This window comes from Exiguobacterium sp. S3, from assembly GCF_018617295.1.
GTDB lineage: Bacteria > Bacillota > Bacilli > Exiguobacteriales > Exiguobacteriaceae > Exiguobacterium > Exiguobacterium profundum.
Genome location: NZ_JACSJW010000003.1, coordinates 291,354 through 315,734 on the forward strand (window position 1 = coordinate 291,354; position 24,381 = coordinate 315,734).

The window sequence follows — 24,381 nt, forward strand, 5'->3', positions numbered from 1 at the left end:
AGAAATCCGATTATAAAAAGCGGTGCTGATGTTGTCAGCGCCGCTTTTACTCGTCATGTTGTTGAGACTCCTCAAACAAACGCACTTCATTTTCATTGAAAGCCTCGATTTCCTCATCCGTCATTACATCGTTTTTTTCTGCCACATAAGGATGGTCTTTCAATAATGTCTCTAGTTTACTCAAGTCCCCACTGAGCCCGCTTTTTTGATAAAGATTGGATTCTCCTACCGAAGTTAGAGTCCCCGTCCGATTCACTTTGAAATGTCCTTGTTGTAGACCAACAATCCGATACGCGTCCTCCATCACGGGTCCTTCGTATTTTTGTAAATACAAGAGGACGTTTTCGCCTCGTTTGACGAGCGGGTCTTCTTCCATATCATTTTGTACAAGGGTGATCGTATCGGCTGACTTCAGTTGACCATTCACGTCTCGATAGACACGCTCCACTTGAATGTGTGATTCAAAGAATGTGACCGATTGATGTGTAAACGGTTTGGGAGCACTGCTCACTTTGCCGACGATGACAATCGGCGAGCGTGTAGCTAAATCGTCTATGTGTCGGAAGCTTTCGGTCACAGCCAAATCACTCGTGTTTTCTTCTTTCAGCATTTCGCTAAACAAGATATAACCTGCTATCACTGCAACAGATATCATTCCAATCATCCACTTCTTCACGAGGTCCCTCCCATCGCTCCATCCATCCTCATCGATTTTCTACTCCCTTACGACAAGTACGCAATCGTCCCCACGTTCATGGTTTCTGCATTATTCGATCAAAACAATAGGACTACCTTCTTATGATTTAGGGTATTTCCTACAAATACATATAAAACATAAGTAAGGAATGAGGGGATTTCATGACATTTCAACAAGTACTCTACATACTCGTGACCGGCGCCCTGTTCATGGCGCTCGTCGCTTACGTCTCGTATCGCATGACGAAAGGAAAAGTCGAAAGCGCCGACGATTACTTCTTGGCCGGTCGCGGTTTAACAGGCGTCTTCATCGCGGGATCGCTCCTGTTGACCAACTTGTCAGCGGAACAATTGATTGGCTTAAATGGCCAATCGTTCGCCGGCAACATGTCGGCCATGGCTTGGGAAGTGACGGCCGGTATCGCCGCTATCATCATGGCGCTCTTTTTATTGCCACGTTTTCTTGGTATCGGAATTTCGACCATTCCTGAATTTTTAAGTCAGCGCTATGACGAGGACGTTCGTCGATTGACCGTCTTGTTATTTTTACTCGGCTATATGTGTGTCACGATTCCATCGATGCTGTACTCAGGTGGATTGGCCGTCCTGCAACTGTTCGACGTGCCGACCCTTCTCGGCATCAGCTTTGAGCAGTCCCTTTGGCTCGTCGTTTGGTTCATTGGCATCATCGGGGCGATTTATGCCATCTTCGGAGGCCTTCGTGCCGTCGCCGTATCGGACACGTTGAACGGAATCGGACTCATCATCATTGGATTCCTCGTTCCGACGCTCGGTTTCCTCGCACTAGGGGACGGGAATCTGTTGGACGGGATGAAGACGATTGCGACGACGAATCCCGAAAAGTTGAACGCCATCGGCTCAGCCAACGACTCGGTCCCGTTCCTATCCATTTTTACCGGAATGATTTTTGCGAACTTATTCTACTGGGCACTGAATCAATACGTAATTCAACGGGCCCTCGGTGCAAAAAACTTAGCAGAAGGTCAAAAAGGCGTTCTCTTTACTGGCTATTTGAAGTTACTCGTTCCAATCTTTATGTTGTTACCTGGCGTCATCGCGTTCCATTTGTATGGGTCAAACGTCGAGAAGGCCGACCTCGCTTATCCGAGTTTGATTGCCGAACTGTTACCGATGTGGCTCATGGGCTTCTTCCTCGCTGTCTTACTCGGTGCCGTATTCAGCTCGTTCAACTCGCTTTTGAATAGTATCGCGACGCTCTTCGTTCTCGACATTTACAAACCGAAGTTCAAACCGGATGCCTCTGACCAAGACTTGATTCGTGTTAGCAAATGGTTCGGGACGTTCGTCGCACTCGTCTCGTTCTTTGTCGCCCCGAATCTTATGTATGCGCCAGATGGCTTGTGGGACTTAATTCGTCGCTTCACCGGCTTCTTCAACATCCCGATTCTTGTCATCGTCTTAATCGGGATGCTTGTCAAACGTGTGCCACCAATCGCCGCGAAGACCGTCGTCTTTTTCCACGTCATCGCCTACTATTTCCTCGTGTGGGGGACGAAACAATGGTTCGGCGTCGAAATCGGCATCAACTTTATCCATATTTACGGAATCCTCTTCGTCATCGAGACGGGGATCATGCTCGTATTTGCGCGTGTGCGACCAATGCTTCAAGCAAATCAGATCCGAATCGAACTAGGGAGAGTCAAACCATGGCGTCATGCCCTTTCGACATCCATTTTGCTCGTCGCTTCGATGATTTTCGTTTACCTTGTCTTCTCGCCGATTGGACTCGCTTATGCGAACGGCATCGTTTCCGGATGGTTTGTTCCACTGACAGCAGGACTTGTCGTCGTCACGTCCGTACTCATCTGGGCATCATACCGCTACGGCATTTCTCGTTATGAACGCTATCTAAACAATTTGGGTGAAGAGCCGTCCGATGTAGAAGAACAAAGTAGCTAAACCAATAGACCTCCTTGAACCTACACGTCAAGGAGGTCTATTTTTTGTTGTCGCTTCCGTTCATACATGGCATCGTCCGCACGTTGCCAAAGCGCCTCAATCGTTTCCGGACGAGACGCCCACGCCAACCCGATGGCAACGGAAATCGATTCTTGTTCACAAGCCGCTTCGATTTGACGAACCATTCGTTCACATGCGTCCTCAGGCATCATCTCTAGAAACAAGACGAATTCATCTCCCCCTAACCGATATACGGAGGATTCGATATCTTGTAGGATTGTCCCGACTCGTTTCAACAAATGGTCACCAGCAGAATGTCCTTCCTCGTCGTTCACGACTTTCAAATCGTTCACATCCAGCACGATGATGCCGACGTTACACACATTTTCAGCTTGAGCAATCGTCTCTTCAAACGCCCGACGATTGAAGACACCGGTCAAACTATCGTGGCGACTTTCGTACATGAGACGTTCACGCTCGGTCATGGCTGCTTCGATGTTCCGAATCACACCTTGAACCGCTACGATTTCACCATTCTCATAGATCGGCGTGGTGTATTCCTCGAACCATACATAAGCGCCGTCATTCGTGCGCCATCGCTGAAGAATCGCTTCTTCATAGTTGACGCGTCCCGCCACTTTATCGAGCAAGAGACGCCGATCATCCGGGTGGATTCTCCGAAAGCACTCTTGTGCATCTGAATAACTTCGCATCACCGTTCCTTCTCCAAGATATAAATCTAAAGAAGGACTGATGTATCGGAAACGCCAAGTCGGTTTCGTTTCAAAAATGTAAATGACATCTTTCGTTTGATTCCCGAAATGCATAAACGAAAGAGACGGTGCATGTGGCTGTGGACGTTTGTATAGCCACAAGGCAATCAAAAATCCAACGAGTATCCCCAAGAAGAATAACGTCATTGAATCCACTTCCTCTCTGTTCGCCCATATCGTACCACGTTCGAGGTCAGACACCTGTCTCAATTCCTGTTATTTGGTAAATGTTTTTTTGAAAATTGAGTAAATTTCAGAGAGATTGTGACGGACATGATATAGTCGACTTATTGAATCACTCAATACATGGAGGTTTCTCATGACACATTTCACACATCCACCGATCGACGAGACATGTTCGGGTGGCTATTTGGTCACGAACCGAAACGGATCGATCCACCAGTCATACGGCTATGCGAATCGCTCAGAACAGATTCAACATGACGTGACGACACGGTTCGGAATCGCATCCGGTTGCAAGCTGTTTACAGCAATCGCGATTTGCCAGTTAGTCGAGCAAGGGAAACTATCCTTTTCCACCTCGCTTGACTCATTTCAAACATTTGCCTTAACTCATCTGTCACCAAACGTCACCGTACATCAGTTGTTGACGCACACATCAGGAATCCCTGACTATTTTGATGAATCCGTCTCTGATGACTTTGAAGCGCTATGGCGTGATATCCCGATGTATCGGCTTCAACAGTTACGTGATTTTTTACCGTTGTTTCAACAAAAATCTATGAAAGACGAACCGGGTTCTCGATTCTCCTACAATAATGCAGGATATATTCTGTTAGGGTTGATTGTAGAAGATGTGACCGGGCAATCTTTCACCGACTATGTCGAACAATCGATTTTTCATCCTGCTGGTATGATTGATTCTGGATACTTTTCACTCGATGCCTTGCCTTCTAGAACAGCACTCGGTTATATTGACCACTCGGACGGCACATGGCGTACAAACCAATATGCGATTCCAATCAAAGGAGGAGCAGATGGTGGCGCGTATGTGACCGCTCAAGACATGACTAAATTTTGGAAATCGCTGTTTTCACATCAGCTTCTTGATACCGCTTCTACGTCGCTTCTTTTGACACCACACGTGACGGTTAATGACCGCGGCGGGAGTTATGGATACGGACTTTGGATTCAACATCACGCATCGGGAGATGTCTATAAATATCACGTGATGGGCTATGACCCTGGTGTCAGTTTCCATTCTGGTTACTATCCAGAAATCGATACCATCTCGGTCATTTGTTCAAATCAATCAGATGGGGCGTTCGACGTCATGAAACAGATTGAAATGCAGATTGGAGAACGGATTGAATGAACATTCCTACTTATATGGAATCAGACTTTGACTCGATTCAACAACTTAATCGCGATGAAGGTTGGAGCCAATTGGTAGAACGTGACGCGTTGACCCGTGAGGCATGGCGTCAATCAAACGTCACCTATGTGATGGAGTCTGAAAATGGAAAGATTGTCGCTTATTTGCGCGGATTGACTGATACGACAGTCAGTTTGTATGTTTGTGAACTGTTGGTCGCTTCTACATATCGTAGACGTGGTCTTGGCGAACAGTTACTCCAACACGTCCATACACTTTATCCAGACACACGGCTTGAGATGCTCGCAAGTCAAAATTCCCACACATATTACGAGAAATTACGGTTTCGTCCGTTCTACGGTTTTCGGAAAACGATTCACGAATAGGAGGAATGTATATGAAACTTGCTCTCATCACAGGCGCATCGCGTGGTCTCGGCCGTTCCATCGCTCAGGAACTACAAGCTAGAGATTACGAGGTGGTCGGGCTCTCTCGCTCACAGGCGGAAGACGTTACGTATCAGCAACAATCAGTCGACCTATCAAACGTCTCGGGGATTGATGCAGTCATTCGGGAGATCACACCGTTTCTAGAGCGGGCTGATTCGGTTTTGCTCGTTCAAAATGCAGCGTGGATTGAACCGATTCATCGTGTCGGACAATTAGATGGTGAGAAAGTGACCGCTCATGTCCACGCCAACCTGCTTGCGCCGATGCTATTGGCGAATGCGGTCCTCGCTTTCAACAAGCCGACCGATTTGATTCATGTGACCTCTGGCGCGGCCAAACGTCCGATCTCAGGTTGGAGCGCATATTGTGGCACGAAAGCAGGACTCAATCATTTCACGGAGACGCTTGCACTAGAGCTAGAAGGAACCTCACATCGTGCAGCTCTATTCAATCCAGGTGTGATGGATACGTCGATGCAGGCGGAGATTCGTTCTTCCTCGAAAGAGGCGTTCGCTGACCTTGAACAATTCCGTGCATACGAAACAGAAGGACGACTCCGTTCTTCTGAAACGGTCGCTCGTATATTTGCTGAACAGTTGATTGACCGTCCTCTAGAAAATGGCAAGACCTATTCGATTTACGACTTGATTAAATAATTTACCAGGTCAAAAAAAGAAACACCCTTCTCTCGTCAAACCGTCTACACTACATGCATAGATACGTGAAAGGGTGAATTTTATGAAAACCATTGCTGGAGGATTACTGCTATTTGGACTGTTTAGCGTCACAATGTCGTTCACAATGATTGGTGATACCGCTGTCGTCGGGGCGATGGTGAGTGGTGTTTCAATTTTATGTAGTGTCGGATTATTATTTGGGGCGACTGAACTCAGCCGAATCCGTCACGACCTGCTCCACGACAAAAAAACGTCTTTCCCATCTGAATGAGGGAAAGACGTTTTTGATTCAATCTTCTTCGTATTCCTCTAATAAATCATCAACATCATATTCTTCGAAGTCGTCTTCATCAATAAAGATATCGCGATCGTTCACGACATGAATCGGACCATTGGCCACATCGATTCGAATCGTCCACGCCCAAGGAATGCGTAATCGGTTATAAACACCTGTCCAGAACTCCATTGACTCTTGCTCATACTGTTCAAATTCTGTCAGAAGTTCTTTGAACGACACGCCTGTTAACTGGAAGTTTGAATCTTGGAGCCGTTGAAGCGCATGATGCTTCGCTTCTAATTCGGCCGCTCGAACCATTTCCTCAGCTGTCGCCATCTCCAGGATCGTCCCGTCCGGTGGGAGAATATCGTATACGTTGAACAATTCGCCTTCTTCTACTTCTACATCGTCAAACTCATAGTCATCGTGCCGCATACTACATTCCTCCTTACGCAATTTGAATCCCCTCTATTGTACCACTCTCTACCCGTTTCCCCCTAAAGATTCGTGCATATATTTCATTTTGTGAGGGAAAGACTGTTAGAGTGAAGACATCCATAGGAAAAGAGGTTAAGCAGATGAATGAATCATTCCAAGCACTCGTGCTCGACCAGCACGAGGAACGCCTTCATGCCGAAGTAAAAGAAGTACAAGCCGATGTCCTTCCGAAAGAAGAGGACGGAAATGTGTTAGTGGAAGTTCACTACTCTGCGTTGAACTATAAAGACGCGCTCGGATTAACGACTTCTGGTAAAATCGTCAATCGCTATCCGTTCATTCCGGGATGCGAATTCGTTGGAACTGTCGTCGAATCAGACCACCTCGACATCAAAGTTGGCGACGAGGTAATCGCCACTGGTTTCGGGATTGGGGAACGGCACTTCGGTGGATTTAGCCAGTATGCGCAAGTACCGGGGAAATGGCTCGTGAAGTTACCGAAAGGAATGAGCATGCGAGATGCAATCGCCATCGGAACACCAGGACTTACCGCCATGCTTTCCATTGATGCACTCGAACACGCAGGTGTGCGTCCGGGTGAAGAAGTACTTGTCACAGGCGCGACAGGTGGTGTCGGAAGCTTCGCGATTACGTTGCTTCGTCGTCTCGGCTACCATGTCGTCGCCTCCACCGGCAAAACAGATTCACCATACTTACGCTCACTCGGTGTCGAGACGATCATCGATCGAAGCGAATTAGAAGGCCCTGCCCGTCCCCTCGCCAAGCAACGTTTCGATGCCGCTATCGATTCGGTCGGTGGAAATACACTCGCCAACATCTTGAGCCAGATACGATATGAAGGTGCTGTCGCCGCATGCGGTCTCGTCGGAGGCGCAGAGTTGCCAACGAGCGTCTATCCGTTTATTTTACGCGGCGTGAAGCTCATCGGCATCGATTCGGTCATGCAACCCATGGTTCGTCGTACGAACGCATGGGAACGTCTCGAAGAACTCATCGATCCGAAAGTTCTCAATGAGATGATCCATGAGATTCCGTTACACGACGTCCCTCGCCACGCCGAAGCGATGATGCGTGGTGAATTGAGTGGTCGCACCGTCGTCCGTCTTCGCTAAGCCCATCAAAAGAGGCTGAATCATTCACGATTCAGCCTCTTTCCTCTCTATTCTCCATGGTGTGGAATCAGATAGTGAATCCGGCAGGTGCGTCTTTCACGACGACGAGTACTTTGCCTTGATCTAACTTCTCTTCGAGACGCTCTGATTCTTCTTTTGTGAAGCCGAGCTCTTGAAAATCGGCTCGCAGTTCGTCTCCTTTTTTGCGGAACACATTTTTGGCGGCTGTCCCAAAACCGACGTCACTTGCCGAGACGGTGTTCGCATCGGCATTATCCGCGACACGTTTACTCCGATCATCGTCATGTGTGATGACGTAGATGTTGGATTCATCAATCCCATTTGTTTTCATCGATTGAACGGCGGTAACGACTTCTTCATCATTTGTAAATTCTTTGTACAAAACTGACATGTCTATTCTCCTCCTTCAATTCTACTACATTACTAGGTATTACCTTCCTTCACATTCTTCACACATTAAAAAACGATGACAAACGTCATCGTTTTGTTAAACGGCGGGCTCTTGGCCTTTTCGTTTTTTCAATTCTTCCAATAAAATGTTTGATTCATTAAATGGAATCGACTGTCGACCGATTCGTTCAATGTGGTCATGTCCTTTTCCGACGACCACGACACGCTTTCCTTCTAACGCTTGCGTGGCCGCATGTCGAAGGGCCTCTTCCCTTGCTTCAAACGTCACATACTTCACATCCGGTTGGATACCTTTTACTAAATCACGAATGATTTGTTTTGGGTCTTCCATGCGGACATCATGTACGGTGACAATCACCTCATTCGAATAGCGACTTGCGATACGTCCCATATCTTGACGTTTCGTAGGATCACGGTCTCCTGCCGCACTTAACACGACGACAAGTGCACGGTTATCTTGTTGCAATGTAGACAAACATTTCTCTAGCCCGTCTGGTGTGTGGGCATAGTCGATATAAATCTCAGCATCCTCTGTAGCTAAACGTTCCAACCGCCCTTTTGGCAAGGTGAGTCCTGGAACATTTGAAACAATGGTCCGTAGCGCCATATCGGAAGTCGACACAAGTCCGATTGCCGCTGCTAAGTTCGCCGCATTGAACGCCCCCATGAACCGAACGGGCACTTCGAGCTTGAACTCCTTCATCCTGACGAGTACCGTCTCTTCACGCCAAATCACTTGGATGTCGGCTTCGATTTCCTCTTTTGTACTATACATAATGGCTTGACGTGTCGGCGCAAACTCAGCCATGACATGACTAGCCGGATCTTCCGCATTTAACACAATCGCCTCACCGTTCGTCACTTCCACCTGTTCAAACAATCGCGCTTTGGCCCGGGCATACTCATCCATCGAACGATGATAGTCTAAATGATCATGCGTCAAATTCGTAAACGCAGCAGCATGAAAGTGTATTCCCGCTACGCGACCTTCCATTAAGGCATGCGATGATACCTCGAGTACGCAATCCGTGACGCCTGCATCGACCATCTCTGCTAAGATGCGATGTAAGACGACGGCTTCTGGTGTCGTATTGGCTGTCTCAACCGTTTGATTATGAAAACGCGCGCCAATCGTACTAACGATTCCGGCACGACGTCCTGAAAGACGCAACAAGTCATAAGTCAATGTCGCTGTCGTAGTTTTTCCATTCGTTCCTGTCACACCGTATATACGCATCCGATGAGAGGGGTGATCATAAAATACACTCGCAACCGCTCCTGCCGTCTGTTTCGTATCGGCAACAACCACATTCGGTACATCGAGATCGAGTGGATATTCTGAGATGACCGCACTCGCACCGTTGGCGACGGCGTCTTCTGCGAACTTATGACCGTCAACCGTATAGCCGCGAATGCAAATAAAGACATTCCCTGAACTGACCTTCCTGGAATCGGTTTCGACTCCGGTCACCCATGGATCAAAAATGTCATCCATCTCATTTTGTAAAATGGCGGATAAACGTTTCGTTCTCATGCTGTGTACGTCCTTTCTCATGGGTGTCGCTAGGTTCATAAAACCTTATCGTCATGTTACTAGATTTTAACGGCAATTGAGATGACAAATATATTACTTCCCGTTTTCAAAGGAAAGCAATCACTTCACAAAAAAAACCTAGACGTTTCACTCACGTACTAGGTTCCTCCATTTTGAATGCTAAATTGTGTTTTAGTAGCTCCGCCTCAAGGACAAAAAGGGCATTCGGTCCGATTCCATGCCAACTCGCAACCTCACGGCGTGTATAGGGACACAATTCATGCAGAGACTCGATTCCTTTAGCGACTAGTGCCCTTTTAGCTGGCGCTGCTAACGTTGGTAAGGCAATCATCCAATCTCCGCCTTTCGCTTTCTAAATCGTCCGTTGATGGGAAGACAGGCAAGAACTTGCTCGATTCGAAACGTTCGTCTCGCTTGTTTATTCAAATCCCATGCCACCACGTACTCCCCTTGCACTTTAATCAGTTTGACCCGCCGCTCTGAAAATGTCCCATGTCGATCGACATACACCATTTCTGTGACTTGTCCCGAACGCATCCATCGTAACAATTCTTCTCTCATCCTGTTTTCCCTCCTTTGTCTTCATTATACAGAACATTTGTTCTCATTTCTATTGATAAGCTGTTCGCTGATTCAAATTTCGATTATGATGAAGGAAATCAAATGAGAGAGGAAAAAACCGATGACTTATGTATTATTACTGATCTTGGCTGCCTTTTTATTCGGGGCAATGATTTTCGCTGCGCTCGCGTTACCAAACCTTCGCAACATTTTATTCAATCGTGGCAGTTTGTTTAATCAACAGAGCGAAACCGTCACTTGTCCGAAGTGTAAAACATCATTCAAACGCGCGCCGGGAGACGCACAAACTTGTCCGAATTGTTATCACACTTTTTGAATCGTTGAGGGGCATGCATATTCGACCGCAATTCTTCATATTCCTTGGTTTAAATGGGAGCAAATGAGTGAAAGAACAGAGAGGATGCTTTATCTGAGTAAAGTTCCTGATTCTTTTATCGTTGAAACCTTCATTCCATACGAAAGGAGTTGCATATGCTTCCTACACTCGATGAACGCCTGGTCGATCAAGTTCGTCTTAAAAATCGCCAAGCCTTAGAACATTTATACTCACGCTATGAAAAACTACTTTATCGATATGCGCTTCATCTGAATGACCATCCTGCAACTGCAGAGGCGGCCTTGACCGATTTATTTTGTCGGATTTGGCAACAACGTCTTCACTTCAATCCACATTCCGAAACGATTCGTGCGACCCTCATCCGTTCATTAGAGGAAATCATGCACTATATGAAAGAGGACAAATCAGATTCCAATACTTCTAAAATCCCTTCTGCATAAGGTTTTGTTGTCATCTCCGGATACATCTGTTTTGCCTGTTCGGTCGCATTGCCCACTAAATAGCCTTTCCCTACATGCGCTAACATCCCAAGGTCATTCCCACTGTCGCCGAACGCATATGTTTCTTTGCGTAAGAAGGAAGCAGTGGTGCATACATATCGAACACTCGATTCTTTTCCGGCATGCATTGGATAAAAATCAATATCCCATGCATCCATCGGATCACCCGCTTGCGGATTGCATTGGCTGATGTTGACAGCAATCCCTTCTTGATCAGCTAGCATGCGAAGCGTTTCGCTCCAAGACCCGATTTGGTCACGGATGTAATAGCTACGGATCCAAGGACTCGTCCCAAAACCCGGTTGCGCTTCTAGTTCAATCCGCATCTGTTCAATCTGTGACGCAACACGTTCCACACGAGATATAAAATCACTCGGGAATAACGCTTGATAGGATTCTTCTAAAGAAAACGTTCCGTCTACGTCAATATGATACAATTCCGTACCTAAACTTGAAGCGATACGGTGAGGCCAAAAGCGAAGGTTTGCCTGTTCAACTTTTTCACGTAGCGATTTGAGTGAACTACCTGTCACCCACATCGTTGAAAATCGATGGGAATATTGTTCCAAAAAATCTTCGAGCCGACGAACGGATGCCAATTGTTCCGGTGTACATGCATGAGGAAAGTAGGTCTCATCAAAATCAAAACATATGAGGATGTGTCCCTCATTCGTAAATCGCTTCATGATATCGTCTCCTTATCGTTTTCTCTTCCTCCTATAGTACAATGAAACAAAGGAGGCATCTTATGATTTCACGAATCTCTCGAGCTTATTGCCAAATGAGTAGCTTGATTACCGGATTTTTTATTGTATTTGCTTTTCTTTTTGGCATTCGCACATACTTCTTATGGACGACGATGAGCTCTCCCTTAACTGCGATTGGCTTGATGCTGATGACGGCGATTGGACTAAGCTTCATCACGTACCAGCTTTCAGAGAAATTAAGATTATTCATCTATTCGAAGCTTCCGGATCAAGCAGTGACATGTTCAATAAATAGTCACACAAAATAGGCATCCATTTTTCGATTTTATACGTTAGATCAATACAAGGGACATCCCTTCTGCGCAAAGGAGTATGTTATGACTGACTTAGAGTTATATGAGCGTGTCAGGAAAAAGGACAAAGAAGCGCTCGAAATATTGTATGATCGATACGAACGCATTTTATACGCATTTGTCCTACAACTGACAAAAGATCGTGATTTGGCCGAAGAAGCCATGCAAGAAGTATTCATCAAGCTCTGGCGTGGCGGAGGCGTTTACGATGAGTCAAAAGGAAAATTTCGTTCTTGGCTCTTCACAATGAGCCGTCATGTGGCCATTGATTTAATTCGGAAGCGTAAACCGGATTTACAATTAGATGAATCTTACGCTGAGGCCATCCCTTCCGACTCACCGTCCGTCGAGAAAGAAGTCGAGTGGCAAGAAGAGCGCGCCCAAATCGAGACAGCCATGGCCACATTACCAGCCGAACAACAGCAGGTCGTTCGACTCATGTATTTTCAAGGATTGAGCCAGCAAAAAATTGCTGATGCATGCGGCATCCCGCTCGGAACGGTAAAAGGAAGGATTCGACTGGCGCTAAGGCAACTGAGGAAACAGTTATCCCATGAATTCATCGGAAAGGAGGTAGAACAATGAACGCATGCGACCAATTGATTGACTACTTCAACCAACATTTAACGGAAGAAGAACGAATGAAATTTGAACAACATCTGGCAACGTGTAAAGACTGTCAAGAAGAGCTCGAACAACTTGAAGCTCTTGTCGGTGGCGTCGCGTTCTTGTCTACTCCGACTGAGCCACCCCGAGGCATGAAAGCACGTGTCCTCGATCGTGTATTCGAAGAAGAAGGAGACAATGAACCCGTCATAATAACCGACACTTCTGCATCAGTTCCACCGGCGACACCGTTCAAACAGAAGAAGAAACGGAACGTACCGGTCTGGGGAATGGTCGCTTTAGCAGCGGCACTCCTCCTCTCCTTAATCGGGAATGGATATTTGCTTACCAATCAGCCTGATGCCCCTGGCATCACACTGACCGAATCAATCCCACTTGAAGGTGAGTCTGAAGGAACCGCTTATCTTGCAGAGCAGGACGGAACGACACAACTGATCGTCCAAACGAACGGCCTAGCCTCACTCGATGCCAATGAGGTGTATCAAGTATGGCTCTTAAAAGATGGTGCCCCGATTCCGACCGGCGCTTTCGTCACCGATGATAAAGGGAACGGGACGGTCATCTACACACTCGACTCGGATGAAGTCGACGTCGACTGGGATACCGTCGCCGTCACAAAAGAACCGAATCGCGGAAATGAGACGCCACAAGGTGAAATCGTCTTAAGTGCTAGTCTTTAATTCTTGAACCGGACACATTCGTTGTCCGGTTTTTTGATATGATGAACCAAAGGAGTGAATGGGATGCAAAAACCAAAAATCGGTATTGTCGGACTTGGAAATATCGCTCAAAAAGCGTATTTACCCATCCTTTCGATTCATCCTCGAATCGAGGTGGTCGGTGCCTTTTCCCCCAACACATCTAAGCGAGACATGATTTGCCAAACGTATCGAATGACCTCGTTCGACACGTTGAATGAACTCGCCTCATCCATCGATGCAGCGTTCGTACATAGTTCAACTGAAACCCATTATGACATCGTATCGTATTTATTAGAGCACGGCGTCGATGTTTATGTAGATAAGCCTCTCGCCGAAACAATCGAGGAAGCGGAGCAGCTCGTCATTCAAGCCGAACGTCTTGGGCGTAAATTGATGGTCGGGTTCAATCGACGTTTCGCTCCGATGTATATGCGTCTTCAAAGCGAGTCCTCTGTCCACATGATTGATGTGGTAAAACATCGCGAGAACGATGTCGGCCCTAAGGATGCGACCTTCACCTTACTCGATGATTACTTACATGTCATTGATACATTACGTTTCCTCGCTGGTAATGAGCTCACACTCGTCTCGGGTCACGTCGACGTCAATGAAAAGCATGAGCTGCGATTCGCCCGCCACGTATGGCAAGACGAGCACGGAATGCACACGACATCGATGCATCGCACGTCCGGAGCGAACCATGAGCACGTCTCGATTGTACGGGATGGGGAACGATTGTCCATCGAAGAGATGGTCACGCTACATCGTTTCAAGCAAGGTCGGCATGAAGTCGAAACGTTCGGTTCATGGGACACGACACTCGTGCAACGAGGATTCCAAGGCGCGATTGACCACTTCATTTCCGCACTCATCGATGATACAGCGATTTCAACAGACGGTCGTGTTGCGCTTGAGACACAACGGCTTGTCACGAACTTAATCAACTAAAGGAGGATACATATGGATTTCTTTTTCTACATCATGGTCATTGTTGTCGCCGCAATCGGTTCAGATACAATCATCAAGATGAAGAAATCAAGTGTCGAAGAACGTCGCTTGAAGATTGAAGAAGAGAAACTTGCCATCCAGCGTCTTGAACTCGAAATGAAGCGCGAACAAGACAAACTCGAGCATCGTGGCTTTTAATCAAAAACGGACGCCCTCTAAACATGAGGGCGTCCGTTTTGTCGTCAAAGATTTCGTTCTGAAGTGGGCAGTTGTTGTCTTCGTTCCGCAAACGTCGACCACGTCACAGCCGTCATGATACAACCGGCACCGATAAAGAAATTCAGATGGAGCGTTTCGTTCAAAACGAGCCACCCGAGCGTCCCACCAACCAAGGGTTGAAAGAAGAAAAAGAGTGACCCGACACTCGCATCCATCAACTCGAGTCCTTTGTTCCAAAAGAAAAACGCTCCTGCCGTCGATACGACACCGATATAGAGAACACTGAGCCAAAGGACACCATTCAATTCTGGAAAGCCGTTTTGCATGACCTCTATACTCATCAAAGGCGTCATCAACAACCAGGCAACTCCAATCGCAAACGTCGTCAGTGTCAAAGTCGATAAGGTCTGCGTCCCGATTTTCACATAAATGGACATGAGTGCCCACGTCACGGCAGCTAGAACAAGTATGAAACTGCCTACTCGATACGTCCCTTCCCCTTCCCAACCGACGACGATGAGAACACCGACCGTTGCCAGCCCAAGTGCTCCAATCTTGACAGGAGTCAGTCGTTCTTTCAATAGGATTCGGGCAAATAACACCATGAAAGCTGGCGTCGCTGCGGTCACAAGAGACCCGGTATGTGCATCCGATAGCTTCGTTCCGATAAATTGAAACGAAATCGAGGCAACGTATCCGATGACACCGACAAGTCCGATCCATTTCCAATCTGCCCTTCGAATCGATTCTCGTCCAAACCGAAACCAAACGACGAATAAGACCATAAATGCAACAGCGTATCGTAACCAGACGAACGTGAACGGTTCAATATATGCGAGTGCATACTTACTGACCACATACATCCCGCCCCATATACTCGCCGCAAGGGTCAAACTGAGTGCTCCTAGCCATTCTTTCCTCATTTCTTCGCCTCCTCGATGGCGACTATATACGACATCCTTGGTTCCATTTCCTTTATTTTCATTTATTTTCATTGTCAGTCGTAAGAAAAACGCTTACAATCAAGATATGGATGAATGAAAGGAGGGAGAAAGGTGAAATTTGTCGGACGTACGCATTGGACAACTGAACATTTGTACATTTTGCGTGCGATTTTTCACGATGTCGCTTAATCAAGGGACCCGTCTGTCCTTTTTTAGACATTGCTGAATATACGACAAAGCGCCTCTCTCTTTCTAAACCGAGCGCTTCTTTGCGTTCGGTTTTTTTGATAGGCCCTAACCTTAGGAGGAACCTATTATGTTGATCGATCTTCAACACATTCAAAAACAATACGGCGGGCACGCCGTTCTCACAGATGCGAATTTATTCATGAACGAAAACGAACGAGTCGGTCTTGTCGGCCGAAACGGCAGTGGCAAAACGACGCTGTTACGAATCCTTGTCGGCTCTGAAGAGCATGACGCCGGTACGATTTACCGCCGACAACGACTCTCTATCGGCTATTTGGTGCAGCTTCCTGACTACCCTGGACGCAGTGGTCGTGACGTCCTCTATACTGCTTTTGAGGAAGTGACTCGCATGAGTGAAAAAATGTCTTCCCTCGAGCAAGAGATGGCGACGTCCGAACAGCTCGAACGCCTTCTCGAATCATACGGTGCCATTCAAGAACAATTCGAACATGCGGGTGGATATGTCTACGAGTCAAAAATCAGCGCAATGATTGATGGACTCAAATTGACCTCATTCGTGGACCAACCGTTCGATACGCTAAGCGGGGGCGAGCGTACAAAAATCGGTCTCGCCTTAGCACTCCTTCAGGAACCAGAGCTACTCATTTTGGACGAACCGACGAACCATCTAGATTTAGAAGCGATGACTTGGCTCGAATCCTATTTACAGGATTACGATTCAGCGCTCCTCATCGTCTCCCATGACCGGGTCTTCTTAGATGCGGTCGCCACACGAATCGTCGAGTGCGAGGATGGAGAATTGACGAGTTATCCCGGGAATTATACGGACTTCGTTGCCCAAAAAGAAAAACAGTTGCTTGACCAGTTTCACGCTTACACGGAGCAACAGAAGAAAATCAAAAAAATGAAGGAAACGATCCGGCAGTTGCGGCAATGGGCCAACGAGGGCAATCCGCCGAATGAAAAGTTTTATCGTCGCGCCAAATCGATGGAAAAGGCTCTCGAACGAATTGAACGAATCAAGCGACCACAACTCGAAGCCGAGCAACCGAATATCCAGTTCACGACGAACGGGCGAACCGGGCGCGACGTCTTCGAAGTAAATGATATGACACTTATCTATGATCGTCCTCTATTTGAAGACGTGCACTTCTACACAGGGTACGGGGAACGCGTCGCCATCGTCGGACCGAACGGGAGTGGAAAGTCTTCGCTTTTGAAAATATTGCTCGGTGAAGTTATCCCGCAAGCCGGAACCGTAAGGCGAGCCGACCAAGCCAAAATCGGCTATCTATCGCAACACATCACATTCGACGAATCTCATCGCTTAATCGAGGCGTTTCGGGACCGGATCGCAGTCGATGAAGGCAAAGCGAGACACCTTCTCGCTCAATTTCTGTTTTACGGCGCGAGTGTGTTTAAACCGGTCACGAATTTGAGCGGCGGGGAGAAGATGCGACTCATGCTTGCCATCCTCGTCCATGAAGAAATCAATGTCCTTGTCCTAGATGAGCCGACGAACCACCTCGATATCGAATCGAGAGAGGCACTTGAAGAGGCACTCGAACGTTTCCCTGGAACGGTCGTTACGGCTTCCCATGACCGCTACTTCTTGAATAAGCTGTTCCCTATCACGTATTGGCTCGACGGGACGATGACACGTTTCGAAGGTAACGTCGCCTATGCCCTCGACAAACGTGGACAGGAATCGAAAGATGAACCTAAAACGGAACACATCAAACAATCAAAATCGCTGAAGCAGACGAAACCTGCTCCATCTACGGTTGATGAGGAAACTCACCTAACCCAATTAGAGACAGAACATCGGGCACTGCTCCAACGGATGAATGAATTGGATGACCTTGATGAATTGATGGCGTTACAACGACAAGTTGATGCATTGCAAAAAGAAATCGATGACGTGATGACACGTTTGCTCGAATCTTTATAACCTAATATAGAGAAGCGGCACCCAATCAAGGGCGCCGCTTCTTTTGCTCGAATCGAATCTGTATGAAATAGCCGATGACCGCGATAACCATCAACCCAATTGGGAGTATGCGGTAAAGACCTTCCATCGTTCCCGTTGTCAAAAGAATCACTCCACTAAGGAACGTTCCGAACCAATATAGCTTTGGCATATGATCCCTCCATCGGTTGCATTCACTCAATAGGATACCACAAGAAAAGCGCCCTCACTCGGCGCTTTTCTTGATTCTCTAGTCCCCGGACTTTCATCCAACCAAGCCCTTGCTCGATTGACCGTCCCATCCATGATTTGGTTCGACTAGAGATGTCCAAGCCAACGTGACGCATCATTCCAATCCGTTCATCGTCCATTGGTTCACCAATTGTTTTTCATTCGAAAACATGAAATCGAATAGGTGACTCATAGACATTTTGATCGAATGGGCACGAGAGGACTTGGCACCTATGATGTCCACTTCTGACGCGGATCATGTGGAATTCCGTATACAAACAGTCTGTCTGGTATGCTTGCTCCGATGGCAAGCAGAGGCCGACGTATCATCGTTTGGAATACACGATTCACGTTCATATGGACTTTGCCCATCCCTTTCATCCATAAGCGACAGGTGACGAAAGTGCCTCCCCGTTCCCCGACTCATTTCAGAAAGTGAATGGTTACATGTATACAATATCCGTTTTAAGTGAGATTCAATCCTCGTTCACGATTTCTCCATAATCCATTTTATACATAATGCGTCAGCGCGTAAGCGACCCCGTCCTCTTCCACATCCTTTGTAATATGCGTGCTTAAATCTTTTAACGGATCCACAGCATTCCCCATCGCAATCCTTATTTCTGCCACTTCGAACATCGACACATCATTCAGATTGTCTCCGATGGCGACGACATCACGCATCGGAATCTGTTCATGCTCAGCTAGCTGTTTCAAGGCTGCGCCTTTACTCGCATGAGGATGTCCGATTTCAATTTTCGTCCACCCCGCAGTCGTAATCAAAATATCGTTCCGTGGTTCATAGATTTTACGCAACCGGTGTAGCTTTCGGCGATCGAACGAATAGACAAACACCTTGTACACTTCATCTCGTGCAAAGTCGATGTCTGCCATCGAATCCATATACGTCAGACCGAATTGCTCATTTTGAATTTCAATCTCACGTTCCGCCCACTCGCGAGTGAACGATTGATCGTGTGGCAACACCTCATCGAGTTCCCGCTTCAGTAAATCGCTTCCTGAACGGAGAACCTTCACTCCCGCATTCGTATAAAATTCAACGTACGCATCGTCCGCATCAGCGATTTCCCACAGTTCATTTACGATTGTCTGATCCATCGCATGATAGTAAATTCGCTCGTTCTCATAGAACCCGATTGCTCCGTTACCTGACAAAATCGGACAGATGAGGTCACTTCGCTTCAACAGCTCCTCGATATCATGAATCGAACGTCCTGAACAAATCGCAACGATATCACCATTATCTTGCCGACGACGAATCGCCTCCTGGTTTGCCTCTGTTATCACGCCTGTGCGCGATAACAGCGTCCCGTCTAAATCAATCGCAATCAATTTCATATCGTTCCCTCCTCTTTGGTTCTTTTCCCGATTCAACTATACAAAACACGATGAAATGCGTCTCCTGTTTGCAATGTGGAGATTAGGGAACCGTTTATTAATGCTACATAATTTTTTTGAAAGGGGACATCTATGAAGGATTCTAAACAAAAGCCACGTTTGAATCGCGTCTTTTACATCTCAGCAAGTTTGATCGCCTTACTCGTTCTATTCGGAGCCATTGCCCCAACATCATTCGCTTCAATCGCAGGATCTATTTTTAACTTTACAACTCGCTCGTTCGGTTGGTTCTATTTACTTTCCGTATTCTTGTTTGTGCTCTTTTTAGTCTTTTTAGCGTTCAGTAAATACGGAAAAATCCGTCTCGGGAAGGATGACGATCGCCCTCAATATCCGTTCTTTACTTGGATCGGCATGTTATTCTCCGCGGGATTCGGTGTCGGACTCGTCTTTTGGGGTGTTGCCGAGCCGATGAGTCATTTCTTTACGCCACCTTATACGGATACGGAGGCATTGACGGTCGAAGGGGCACGCCTCGCGATGGCCTATTCGTTCTTCCATTGGGGTGTCAGTCAATGGTCTGTCTTTGCGATTGTCGGACTGATCATCGCCTATTTCCAGTTTCGTCGTAATGCGGACGGGCTCATCTCGACTAGCCTCTCACCACTTATAAAAGAACGACCGTACAAACAACCGTTGAACCAGACGATTGATATTTTAGCGGTCATTGCCACCGTCATGGGTGTCGCGACGTCGCTTGGTTTAGGTGTTCTTCAAATCAATGGCGGACTGAACAGCGTGTTCGGGCTCCCGAACACCGCTTGGATGCAAGTCGCCATCATCGTCGTCTTGACCGCTCTCTTTTTAACATCGACGACGACGGGGCTCGATCGTGGCATCAAGTGGTTGAGTAACATCAACTTAGGTACCGCACTCGTGTTGATGGTCTTCGTCTTCTTTGCCGGTCCTACCATTTTCATTTTAGAAACCTTGACGCTCGGTCTAGGTGACTACTTACAAAATTTCATTCGCTATAGTCTTCGTCTACAACCGTATCAACAGGGGACGTGGGTCCGGGATTGGACAATCTTTTATTGGGCATGGGCCATCGCCTGGTCCCCATTTGTCGGAGCGTTCGTCGCACGTGTCTCACGAGGACGTACCATTCGTGAATTCATCGTCGGTGTCCTCATCGTTCCTCCGTTCATTGCGCTCCTTTGGATTGCCGTATTCGGGGGCACTGCCCTACATCTAGATTTATTCGAAGGGACTTCCATCGCTGAAGCCGTCAATGCGGACGTGACGAGCGCATTGTTCGTGACGTTTGCCGAGCTCCCATTCAGTTTCATCCTGTCCGTCTTGTCGATTCTCTTGATTTTGACGTTCTTGATCACGTCGGCCGATTCTGCCACCTATATCATCAGTAGTATGACGACGAACGGTAGCTTGAATCCGCCCCTCCCCGTTCGAATCGCTTGGGGAGTTCTGTTAGGAGGAATCGCTGCCGTCTTGTTGCTTGCGAGTGGCTTAGAAGGACTTCAAACTGCGTCGTTGATTTCCGCCTTGCCCTTCACGATTATTCTTCTGCTGATGGTGTTCACATTATTTAAGTTACTCCGACAAGAGAACGTACGAAAAATAAAATAAGCTGTATTTTTAAACGCTCGGGAAGATCCTTGAGCGTTTTTTAGTTTGACTCGCCGACATCTCGTTGTTTGTTGACTTCCTTATGTCCGATTGCTACGATTTTGACAACGTATAAGCTTTAAAGGGGGATTATGGGGAGATGAACGATTTCACACGTGCTTACGCACAACAACTAGACAAACAAGACCCGCTCGCATCATATCGGGAAGAATTTTACTTACCGGAAGACGGGATTTATATGGATGGGAATTCACTCGGGCTCTTATCGAAACGAGCCGAGCGTACGCTCCTTGAATCGCTCGCGGACTGGAGAGAGCTCGGGATCGATGGTTGGATGTCCGGTCGCCATCCTTGGTTCAACTTGTCCGAAGAGCTGGCTGCATTGAACGCGCCGCTCATCGGTGGAAAGTCGGAAGAAGTAATGGTCACCGGTTCGACGACCGTGAACTTGCATCAACTTGTCGCTTCGTTTTTCAAACCAGAAGGCAAACGAACGAAGATTTTGGCAGACACCCTCACGTTCCCGTCTGATATTTACGCCTTGAAGAGTCAGCTCGAACTTCGTGGACTCGACCCATCAGAGCACCTCGTCCAAGTCAACAGTCCAGATGGGCGCTTCTTAGCAGAAGACGACTTGATTGCCGCGATGACTGACGAAATCGCCCTCATCGTATTACCGACCGTCCTCTATCGGAGTGGTCAGATTTTAGATATGGCTCGTCTAACGAAAGCGGCACACGAGCGTGGAATTTTGATCGGCTTCGATGCCTGTCACTCCGTCGGCGCCATCCCTCATGACTTCCACGACTGGGGTGTCGACTTCGCATACTGGTGCAACTATAAACATTTGAACGGGGGTCCGGGAACGGTCGGGGGCTTATTCGTTCATGAACGTCACTTCGGCACGACACCTGGACTCGCCGGATGGTTCGGTTCGCGCAAAGATAAACAGTTCGATATGGACCATACGATGACACCGGCCGAACATGCCGGTGCGTTCCAAATCGGAACACCACACGTTATGAGTCTTGCCCCTCAGCTTGGCGCGCTTGAGATGTTCAACGAGGTCGGGATGGAAGCGATTCGTCAAAAATCACTCGCGCTCACGACGTATATGATGGATTTGATCGAAGAGATGCTCGCACCTCACGGATTCTTCATCGGTAGCCCGACTGACACACGACAGCGCGGCGCTCATTTGAGCCTCGAGCATCCCGAAGCGGCACGCATCTGTAAAGCGTTGAAGAAACATCACATCATCCCTGACTTCCGCGCACCGAATATCATCCGTCTCGCACCGGTCGCCCTATATAATACGTTTACCGACGTATATGACGTGATCTTGACGTTGAAGAAAATCATGGACGACAAAGAATATGAGGCGTTCGAGAACGTCCGCGAAGTGGTCGCATAAGGGGGAACTGTCATGAGTGAACGCACAGAACATAAAGTAGAAAAATCGATTCAAACGGATTTCTCAAAAGACATGTCGTACGGGGACTATCTCCAACTCGACCCGATTTTATCAAGTCAACATCGCCTTTCTGACCATCATGATGAGATGCTGTTCATCATCATCCACCAGACGAGCGAGTTGTGGATGAAACTCATTTTGCATGAATTGACAGCAGCCACGACGGCCATCACGAACGGCGAACTCGAACGTTCGTTCAAGATGCTCGCCCGCGTCTCGAAGATTCAGCAACAACTCATCCAGTCATGGGGCGTTCTCGCGACGTTGACGCCGGCCGAGTATTTAGAGTTCCGAGACCAACTCGGCTCGTCCTCTGGTTTTCAATCTTACCAGAACCGACAAATCGAATTCGCGCTCGGCTTCAAAAACGCACGGACGCTCAGTGTTTACGCGCACGATAAAAAACTGTATCCATTGCTCGAAAGCTCGCTACAAGCTCCTAGTATTTACGATGTGACCGTCCGCGAAATGTATCGTCGGGGTCTATCGATTGATGCGAGCGTGCTCGAACGTGATGTCACCCAGGATTGGGAATGGAATGAAAGTGTCGAGAAGGCATGGGTCGAAGTCTATCGAGACGTCGACACGTATTGGGACTTATATGAGCTCGGTGAAAAGCTACTCGATATCGGGAGTCAGCAACAGATGTGGCGCTTTAACCATATGAGCACCGTGGAACGCATTATCGGACAGAAGATGGGGACAGGTGGTTCGTCTGGCGTGAACTACTTACGTCGCGTGCTCGATCATCGCTTCTTCCCAGAACTGTGGACGGTCCGGACATCACTATAAGAGGAGCTGAACAAAATGACTTGGATTGATGTATCACAGCCACTTCATGCCGATGTTGCGACATGGCCGGGAGATACAAAATTTTCATATGAAATCGCGTGGCCGATGGCAGAGAGTGGTTCGGTCAATGTCGGGAAGATGACATTGAGTTTACATCTCGGGACCCACATCGATGCACCGTTTCATTTTGACGACCATGGGAAGCGCGTGATCGACCTCGATCCGTCCGTATATATCGGACCAGCCCGTGTGATTCATCTACCGCATAAGGCAAAGATTGAAGCATCTGATTTGGATGGTCACGATTTGACTGGGGTGGAACGCCTCATCTTAAAAACGGATGGTTGGTCCGATAAGAGCGTCTTCCCAGAGACGATTCCTGAACTGACACCCGCTCTTGCCGATCGTCTCGGAGAACTCGGAATCTTCTTGATCGGACTCGACTTACCGTCCGTTGATGCGATTGACAGTAAAGAGATGAGCGGCCATCACGCGTTAGCACGAAATGGTGTGCATATCCTAGAAGGACTCGTTTTAGACAATATCTTACCGGGAGATTACGATTTGAATGCCGTCCCTCTCCCAATCGTCGAAGGGGATGGAAGTCCCGTTCGCGCATTGCTTCGCCCTATATTGTAAAGAGATAGCCGGAATCGGCTGTCTCTTTTTTGATTAGACAGGGATAGTCCGACGTTTGGCGAAATAGATGAGAAACTCTATTTCAAGAGAGGACATTCGATGAAGATTCTATTATTACCTGGCGGTGATGGAAAAAGACTATGGCCACTTTCGAACAATTCGAATGCCAAACAATTCATTCGTTTATTGCCTAGCAGAGATGGAACGAAACAATCAATGCTTGAAAGAGTTTATAATCAACTAAAAACACAAGATTTAGACACTAACGCTTTCATGATCACAAATGTTCAACAAAAGGATTGTGTCATTCATCAAGTTAGTGCAGATACTAATATCATTTCCGAACCAACTCGTCGTGATACAGCAAGCTATTTAAAACCTATGAACAACGATACACAATTTCTCATTTCCCCATATAAATAAAAATGACCTCAC

The 24,381-nt window shown here is 47.4% G+C and carries 30 protein-coding genes; 18 read left to right on the top strand and 12 right to left on the bottom strand.

From position 1 onward, the window contains the following. Positions 1-46 precede the first annotated feature (46 nt). Positions 47-676: a hypothetical protein gene (locus tag KNO65_RS10235; RefSeq protein WP_214783933.1), complete on the bottom strand. Its 630-nt coding sequence runs from the start codon at positions 674-676 to the stop codon at positions 47-49. Positions 677-858: 182 nt separating this feature from the next. Here KNO65_RS10235 and KNO65_RS10240 point away from each other — a divergent pair, with 182 nt between their 5' ends. Next, a complete protein-coding gene (locus tag KNO65_RS10240) occupies positions 859-2,637 on the top strand; it encodes a solute:sodium symporter family transporter (RefSeq protein WP_214783936.1) in 1,779 nt (592 codons plus the stop codon). Positions 2,638-2,657: 20 nt separating this feature from the next. On the opposite strand, the gene KNO65_RS10245 is transcribed toward KNO65_RS10240, so the two are convergent. Continuing rightward, positions 2,658-3,557, bottom strand: coding sequence for a GGDEF domain-containing protein (locus KNO65_RS10245; RefSeq protein ID WP_214783939.1), 900 nt, complete (start codon positions 3,555-3,557; stop codon positions 2,658-2,660). 172 nt (positions 3,558-3,729) lie between these two features. Here KNO65_RS10245 and KNO65_RS10250 point away from each other — a divergent pair, with 172 nt between their 5' ends. From KNO65_RS10250 to KNO65_RS10265, 4 genes are all read left to right on the top strand, one after another. Beyond that, on the top strand, positions 3,730-4,746 hold the full coding sequence (locus tag KNO65_RS10250) for a serine hydrolase domain-containing protein (RefSeq protein ID WP_214783942.1): 1,017 nt from the start codon (positions 3,730-3,732) through the stop codon (positions 4,744-4,746). After that, a complete protein-coding gene (locus tag KNO65_RS10255; RefSeq protein ID WP_214783945.1) occupies positions 4,743-5,132 on the top strand; it encodes a GNAT family N-acetyltransferase in 390 nt (129 codons plus the stop codon). Before KNO65_RS10250 ends, KNO65_RS10255 begins: the two co-directional genes overlap by 4 nt. A gap of 11 nt (positions 5,133-5,143) precedes the next feature. Continuing rightward, positions 5,144-5,851, top strand: a complete 708-nt coding sequence (locus tag KNO65_RS10260; RefSeq protein ID WP_214783948.1) for an SDR family NAD(P)-dependent oxidoreductase — start codon at positions 5,144-5,146, stop codon at positions 5,849-5,851. Between the two features lie 82 nt (positions 5,852-5,933). Beyond that, positions 5,934-6,143, top strand: coding sequence for a hypothetical protein (locus KNO65_RS10265; protein WP_214783951.1), 210 nt, complete (start codon positions 5,934-5,936; stop codon positions 6,141-6,143). Positions 6,144-6,161: 18 nt separating this feature from the next. On the opposite strand, the gene KNO65_RS10270 is transcribed toward KNO65_RS10265, so the two are convergent. Beyond that, positions 6,162-6,584 (bottom strand): hypothetical protein, encoded by a 423-nt coding sequence (locus KNO65_RS10270; protein ID WP_012727530.1) that lies wholly within the window; start codon positions 6,582-6,584, stop codon positions 6,162-6,164. A gap of 143 nt (positions 6,585-6,727) precedes the next feature. On the opposite strand from KNO65_RS10270, the gene KNO65_RS10275 reads away from it, so the two are divergent. Continuing rightward, positions 6,728-7,720, top strand: coding sequence for an MDR family oxidoreductase (locus tag KNO65_RS10275; protein ID WP_214783954.1), 993 nt, complete (start codon positions 6,728-6,730; stop codon positions 7,718-7,720). 67 nt (positions 7,721-7,787) lie between these two features. On the opposite strand, the gene KNO65_RS10280 is transcribed toward KNO65_RS10275, so the two are convergent. From KNO65_RS10280 to KNO65_RS10295, 4 genes are all read right to left on the bottom strand, one after another. Next, positions 7,788-8,132: a YflT domain-containing protein gene (locus KNO65_RS10280; protein ID WP_214783957.1), complete on the bottom strand. Its 345-nt coding sequence runs from the start codon at positions 8,130-8,132 to the stop codon at positions 7,788-7,790. 96 nt (positions 8,133-8,228) lie between these two features. Continuing rightward, on the bottom strand, positions 8,229-9,686 hold the full coding sequence (locus tag KNO65_RS10285; RefSeq protein WP_214783960.1) for a UDP-N-acetylmuramoyl-L-alanyl-D-glutamate--2,6-diaminopimelate ligase: 1,458 nt from the start codon (positions 9,684-9,686) through the stop codon (positions 8,229-8,231). 151 nt (positions 9,687-9,837) lie between these two features. Then, positions 9,838-10,038 (bottom strand): helix-hairpin-helix domain-containing protein, encoded by a 201-nt coding sequence (locus KNO65_RS10290; protein WP_159563075.1) that lies wholly within the window; start codon positions 10,036-10,038, stop codon positions 9,838-9,840. Beyond that, the gene (locus KNO65_RS10295; protein ID WP_074035487.1) at positions 10,035-10,268 is read right to left on the bottom strand and encodes a WYL domain-containing protein; all 234 of its coding nucleotides are present in this window, start codon (positions 10,266-10,268) and stop codon (positions 10,035-10,037) included. Before KNO65_RS10295 ends, KNO65_RS10290 begins: the two co-directional genes overlap by 4 nt. 121 nt (positions 10,269-10,389) lie before the next feature. On the opposite strand from KNO65_RS10295, the gene KNO65_RS10300 reads away from it, so the two are divergent. Together KNO65_RS10300 and KNO65_RS10305 are read left to right on the top strand one after the other, a co-directional pair. Continuing rightward, positions 10,390-10,605, top strand: a complete 216-nt coding sequence (locus tag KNO65_RS10300; RefSeq protein WP_012727536.1) for a hypothetical protein — start codon at positions 10,390-10,392, stop codon at positions 10,603-10,605. Positions 10,606-10,760: 155 nt separating this feature from the next. Then, positions 10,761-11,066 carry an RNA polymerase sigma factor gene (locus tag KNO65_RS10305; RefSeq protein ID WP_214783963.1) on the top strand — a complete coding sequence of 102 codons (306 nt, stop codon included), beginning with the start codon at positions 10,761-10,763 and terminating at the stop codon, positions 11,064-11,066. On the opposite strand, the gene KNO65_RS10310 is transcribed toward KNO65_RS10305, so the two are convergent. Together KNO65_RS10310 and KNO65_RS10315 are read right to left on the bottom strand one after the other, a co-directional pair. Further along, positions 11,012-11,812 carry an HAD family hydrolase gene (locus KNO65_RS10310; protein ID WP_214783966.1) on the bottom strand — a complete coding sequence of 267 codons (801 nt, stop codon included), beginning with the start codon at positions 11,810-11,812 and terminating at the stop codon, positions 11,012-11,014. The two genes, KNO65_RS10305 and KNO65_RS10310, sit on opposite strands and share 55 nt — an antisense overlap. An 85-nt stretch (positions 11,813-11,897) precedes the next feature. Next, complete coding sequence (locus KNO65_RS10315) at positions 11,898-12,083, bottom strand: hypothetical protein (protein ID WP_148209475.1); 186 nt, start codon at positions 12,081-12,083, stop codon at positions 11,898-11,900. Positions 12,084-12,210: 127 nt separating this feature from the next. Here KNO65_RS10315 and KNO65_RS10320 point away from each other — a divergent pair, with 127 nt between their 5' ends. The 4 genes from KNO65_RS10320 (at position 12,211) to KNO65_RS10335 (ending at position 14,660) form a co-directional block, all read left to right on the top strand. Further along, complete coding sequence (locus KNO65_RS10320; RefSeq protein WP_211782130.1) at positions 12,211-12,771, top strand: RNA polymerase sigma factor; 561 nt, start codon at positions 12,211-12,213, stop codon at positions 12,769-12,771. Continuing rightward, positions 12,768-13,493, top strand: coding sequence for an anti-sigma factor (locus KNO65_RS10325; RefSeq protein ID WP_214783969.1), 726 nt, complete (start codon positions 12,768-12,770; stop codon positions 13,491-13,493). The genes KNO65_RS10320 and KNO65_RS10325 overlap by 4 nt, the downstream gene beginning before the upstream one ends. 63 nt (positions 13,494-13,556) lie before the next feature. Next, entirely contained in the window at positions 13,557-14,462 is a 906-nt protein-coding gene (locus KNO65_RS10330; RefSeq protein ID WP_214783972.1) for a Gfo/Idh/MocA family protein, read from the top strand. A gap of 12 nt (positions 14,463-14,474) precedes the next feature. After that, a complete protein-coding gene (locus tag KNO65_RS10335; RefSeq protein ID WP_214783975.1) occupies positions 14,475-14,660 on the top strand; it encodes a hypothetical protein in 186 nt (61 codons plus the stop codon). 44 nt (positions 14,661-14,704) lie between these two features. Here the strand turns inward: KNO65_RS10335 and KNO65_RS10340 are convergent, their stop codons facing one another. Then, positions 14,705-15,604 (bottom strand): DMT family transporter, encoded by a 900-nt coding sequence (locus KNO65_RS10340; protein WP_214783979.1) that lies wholly within the window; start codon positions 15,602-15,604, stop codon positions 14,705-14,707. A gap of 337 nt (positions 15,605-15,941) precedes the next feature. Here KNO65_RS10340 and abc-f point away from each other — a divergent pair, with 337 nt between their 5' ends. Beyond that, positions 15,942-17,786, top strand: coding sequence for a ribosomal protection-like ABC-F family protein (abc-f, locus tag KNO65_RS10345; RefSeq protein ID WP_214783982.1), 1,845 nt, complete (start codon positions 15,942-15,944; stop codon positions 17,784-17,786). A gap of 25 nt (positions 17,787-17,811) precedes the next feature. Here abc-f and KNO65_RS10350 read toward each other — a convergent pair whose 3' ends face one another. Both KNO65_RS10350 and KNO65_RS10355 read right to left on the bottom strand, forming a co-directional pair. Further along, positions 17,812-17,976 carry a hypothetical protein gene (locus tag KNO65_RS10350; RefSeq protein WP_214783985.1) on the bottom strand — a complete coding sequence of 55 codons (165 nt, stop codon included), beginning with the start codon at positions 17,974-17,976 and terminating at the stop codon, positions 17,812-17,814. A 569-nt stretch (positions 17,977-18,545) separates the two neighbouring features. Beyond that, positions 18,546-19,394 carry a Cof-type HAD-IIB family hydrolase gene (locus KNO65_RS10355; protein ID WP_214690378.1) on the bottom strand — a complete coding sequence of 283 codons (849 nt, stop codon included), beginning with the start codon at positions 19,392-19,394 and terminating at the stop codon, positions 18,546-18,548. 132 nt (positions 19,395-19,526) lie between these two features. Here KNO65_RS10355 and KNO65_RS10360 point away from each other — a divergent pair, with 132 nt between their 5' ends. The 5 genes from KNO65_RS10360 to KNO65_RS10380 all read left to right on the top strand — a co-directional run bounded on the left by KNO65_RS10360 (position 19,527) and on the right by KNO65_RS10380 (position 24,369). Then, a complete protein-coding gene (locus KNO65_RS10360; protein ID WP_214783988.1) occupies positions 19,527-21,041 on the top strand; it encodes a glycine betaine uptake BCCT transporter in 1,515 nt (504 codons plus the stop codon). A 139-nt stretch (positions 21,042-21,180) separates the two neighbouring features. Then, positions 21,181-22,455: a kynureninase gene (kynU, locus tag KNO65_RS10365; protein WP_214783992.1), complete on the top strand. Its 1,275-nt coding sequence runs from the start codon at positions 21,181-21,183 to the stop codon at positions 22,453-22,455. A 12-nt stretch (positions 22,456-22,467) separates the two neighbouring features. Then, positions 22,468-23,307, top strand: a complete 840-nt coding sequence (gene kynA, locus KNO65_RS10370; RefSeq protein ID WP_214783995.1) for a tryptophan 2,3-dioxygenase — start codon at positions 22,468-22,470, stop codon at positions 23,305-23,307. 15 nt (positions 23,308-23,322) lie between these two features. Then, positions 23,323-23,946 carry an arylformamidase gene (kynB, locus tag KNO65_RS10375; RefSeq protein WP_214783998.1) on the top strand — a complete coding sequence of 208 codons (624 nt, stop codon included), beginning with the start codon at positions 23,323-23,325 and terminating at the stop codon, positions 23,944-23,946. Between the two features lie 99 nt (positions 23,947-24,045). Then, positions 24,046-24,369 (top strand): sugar phosphate nucleotidyltransferase, encoded by a 324-nt coding sequence (locus tag KNO65_RS10380; protein ID WP_214784001.1) that lies wholly within the window; start codon positions 24,046-24,048, stop codon positions 24,367-24,369. The last annotated feature ends 12 nt before the right edge of the window (positions 24,370-24,381 follow it).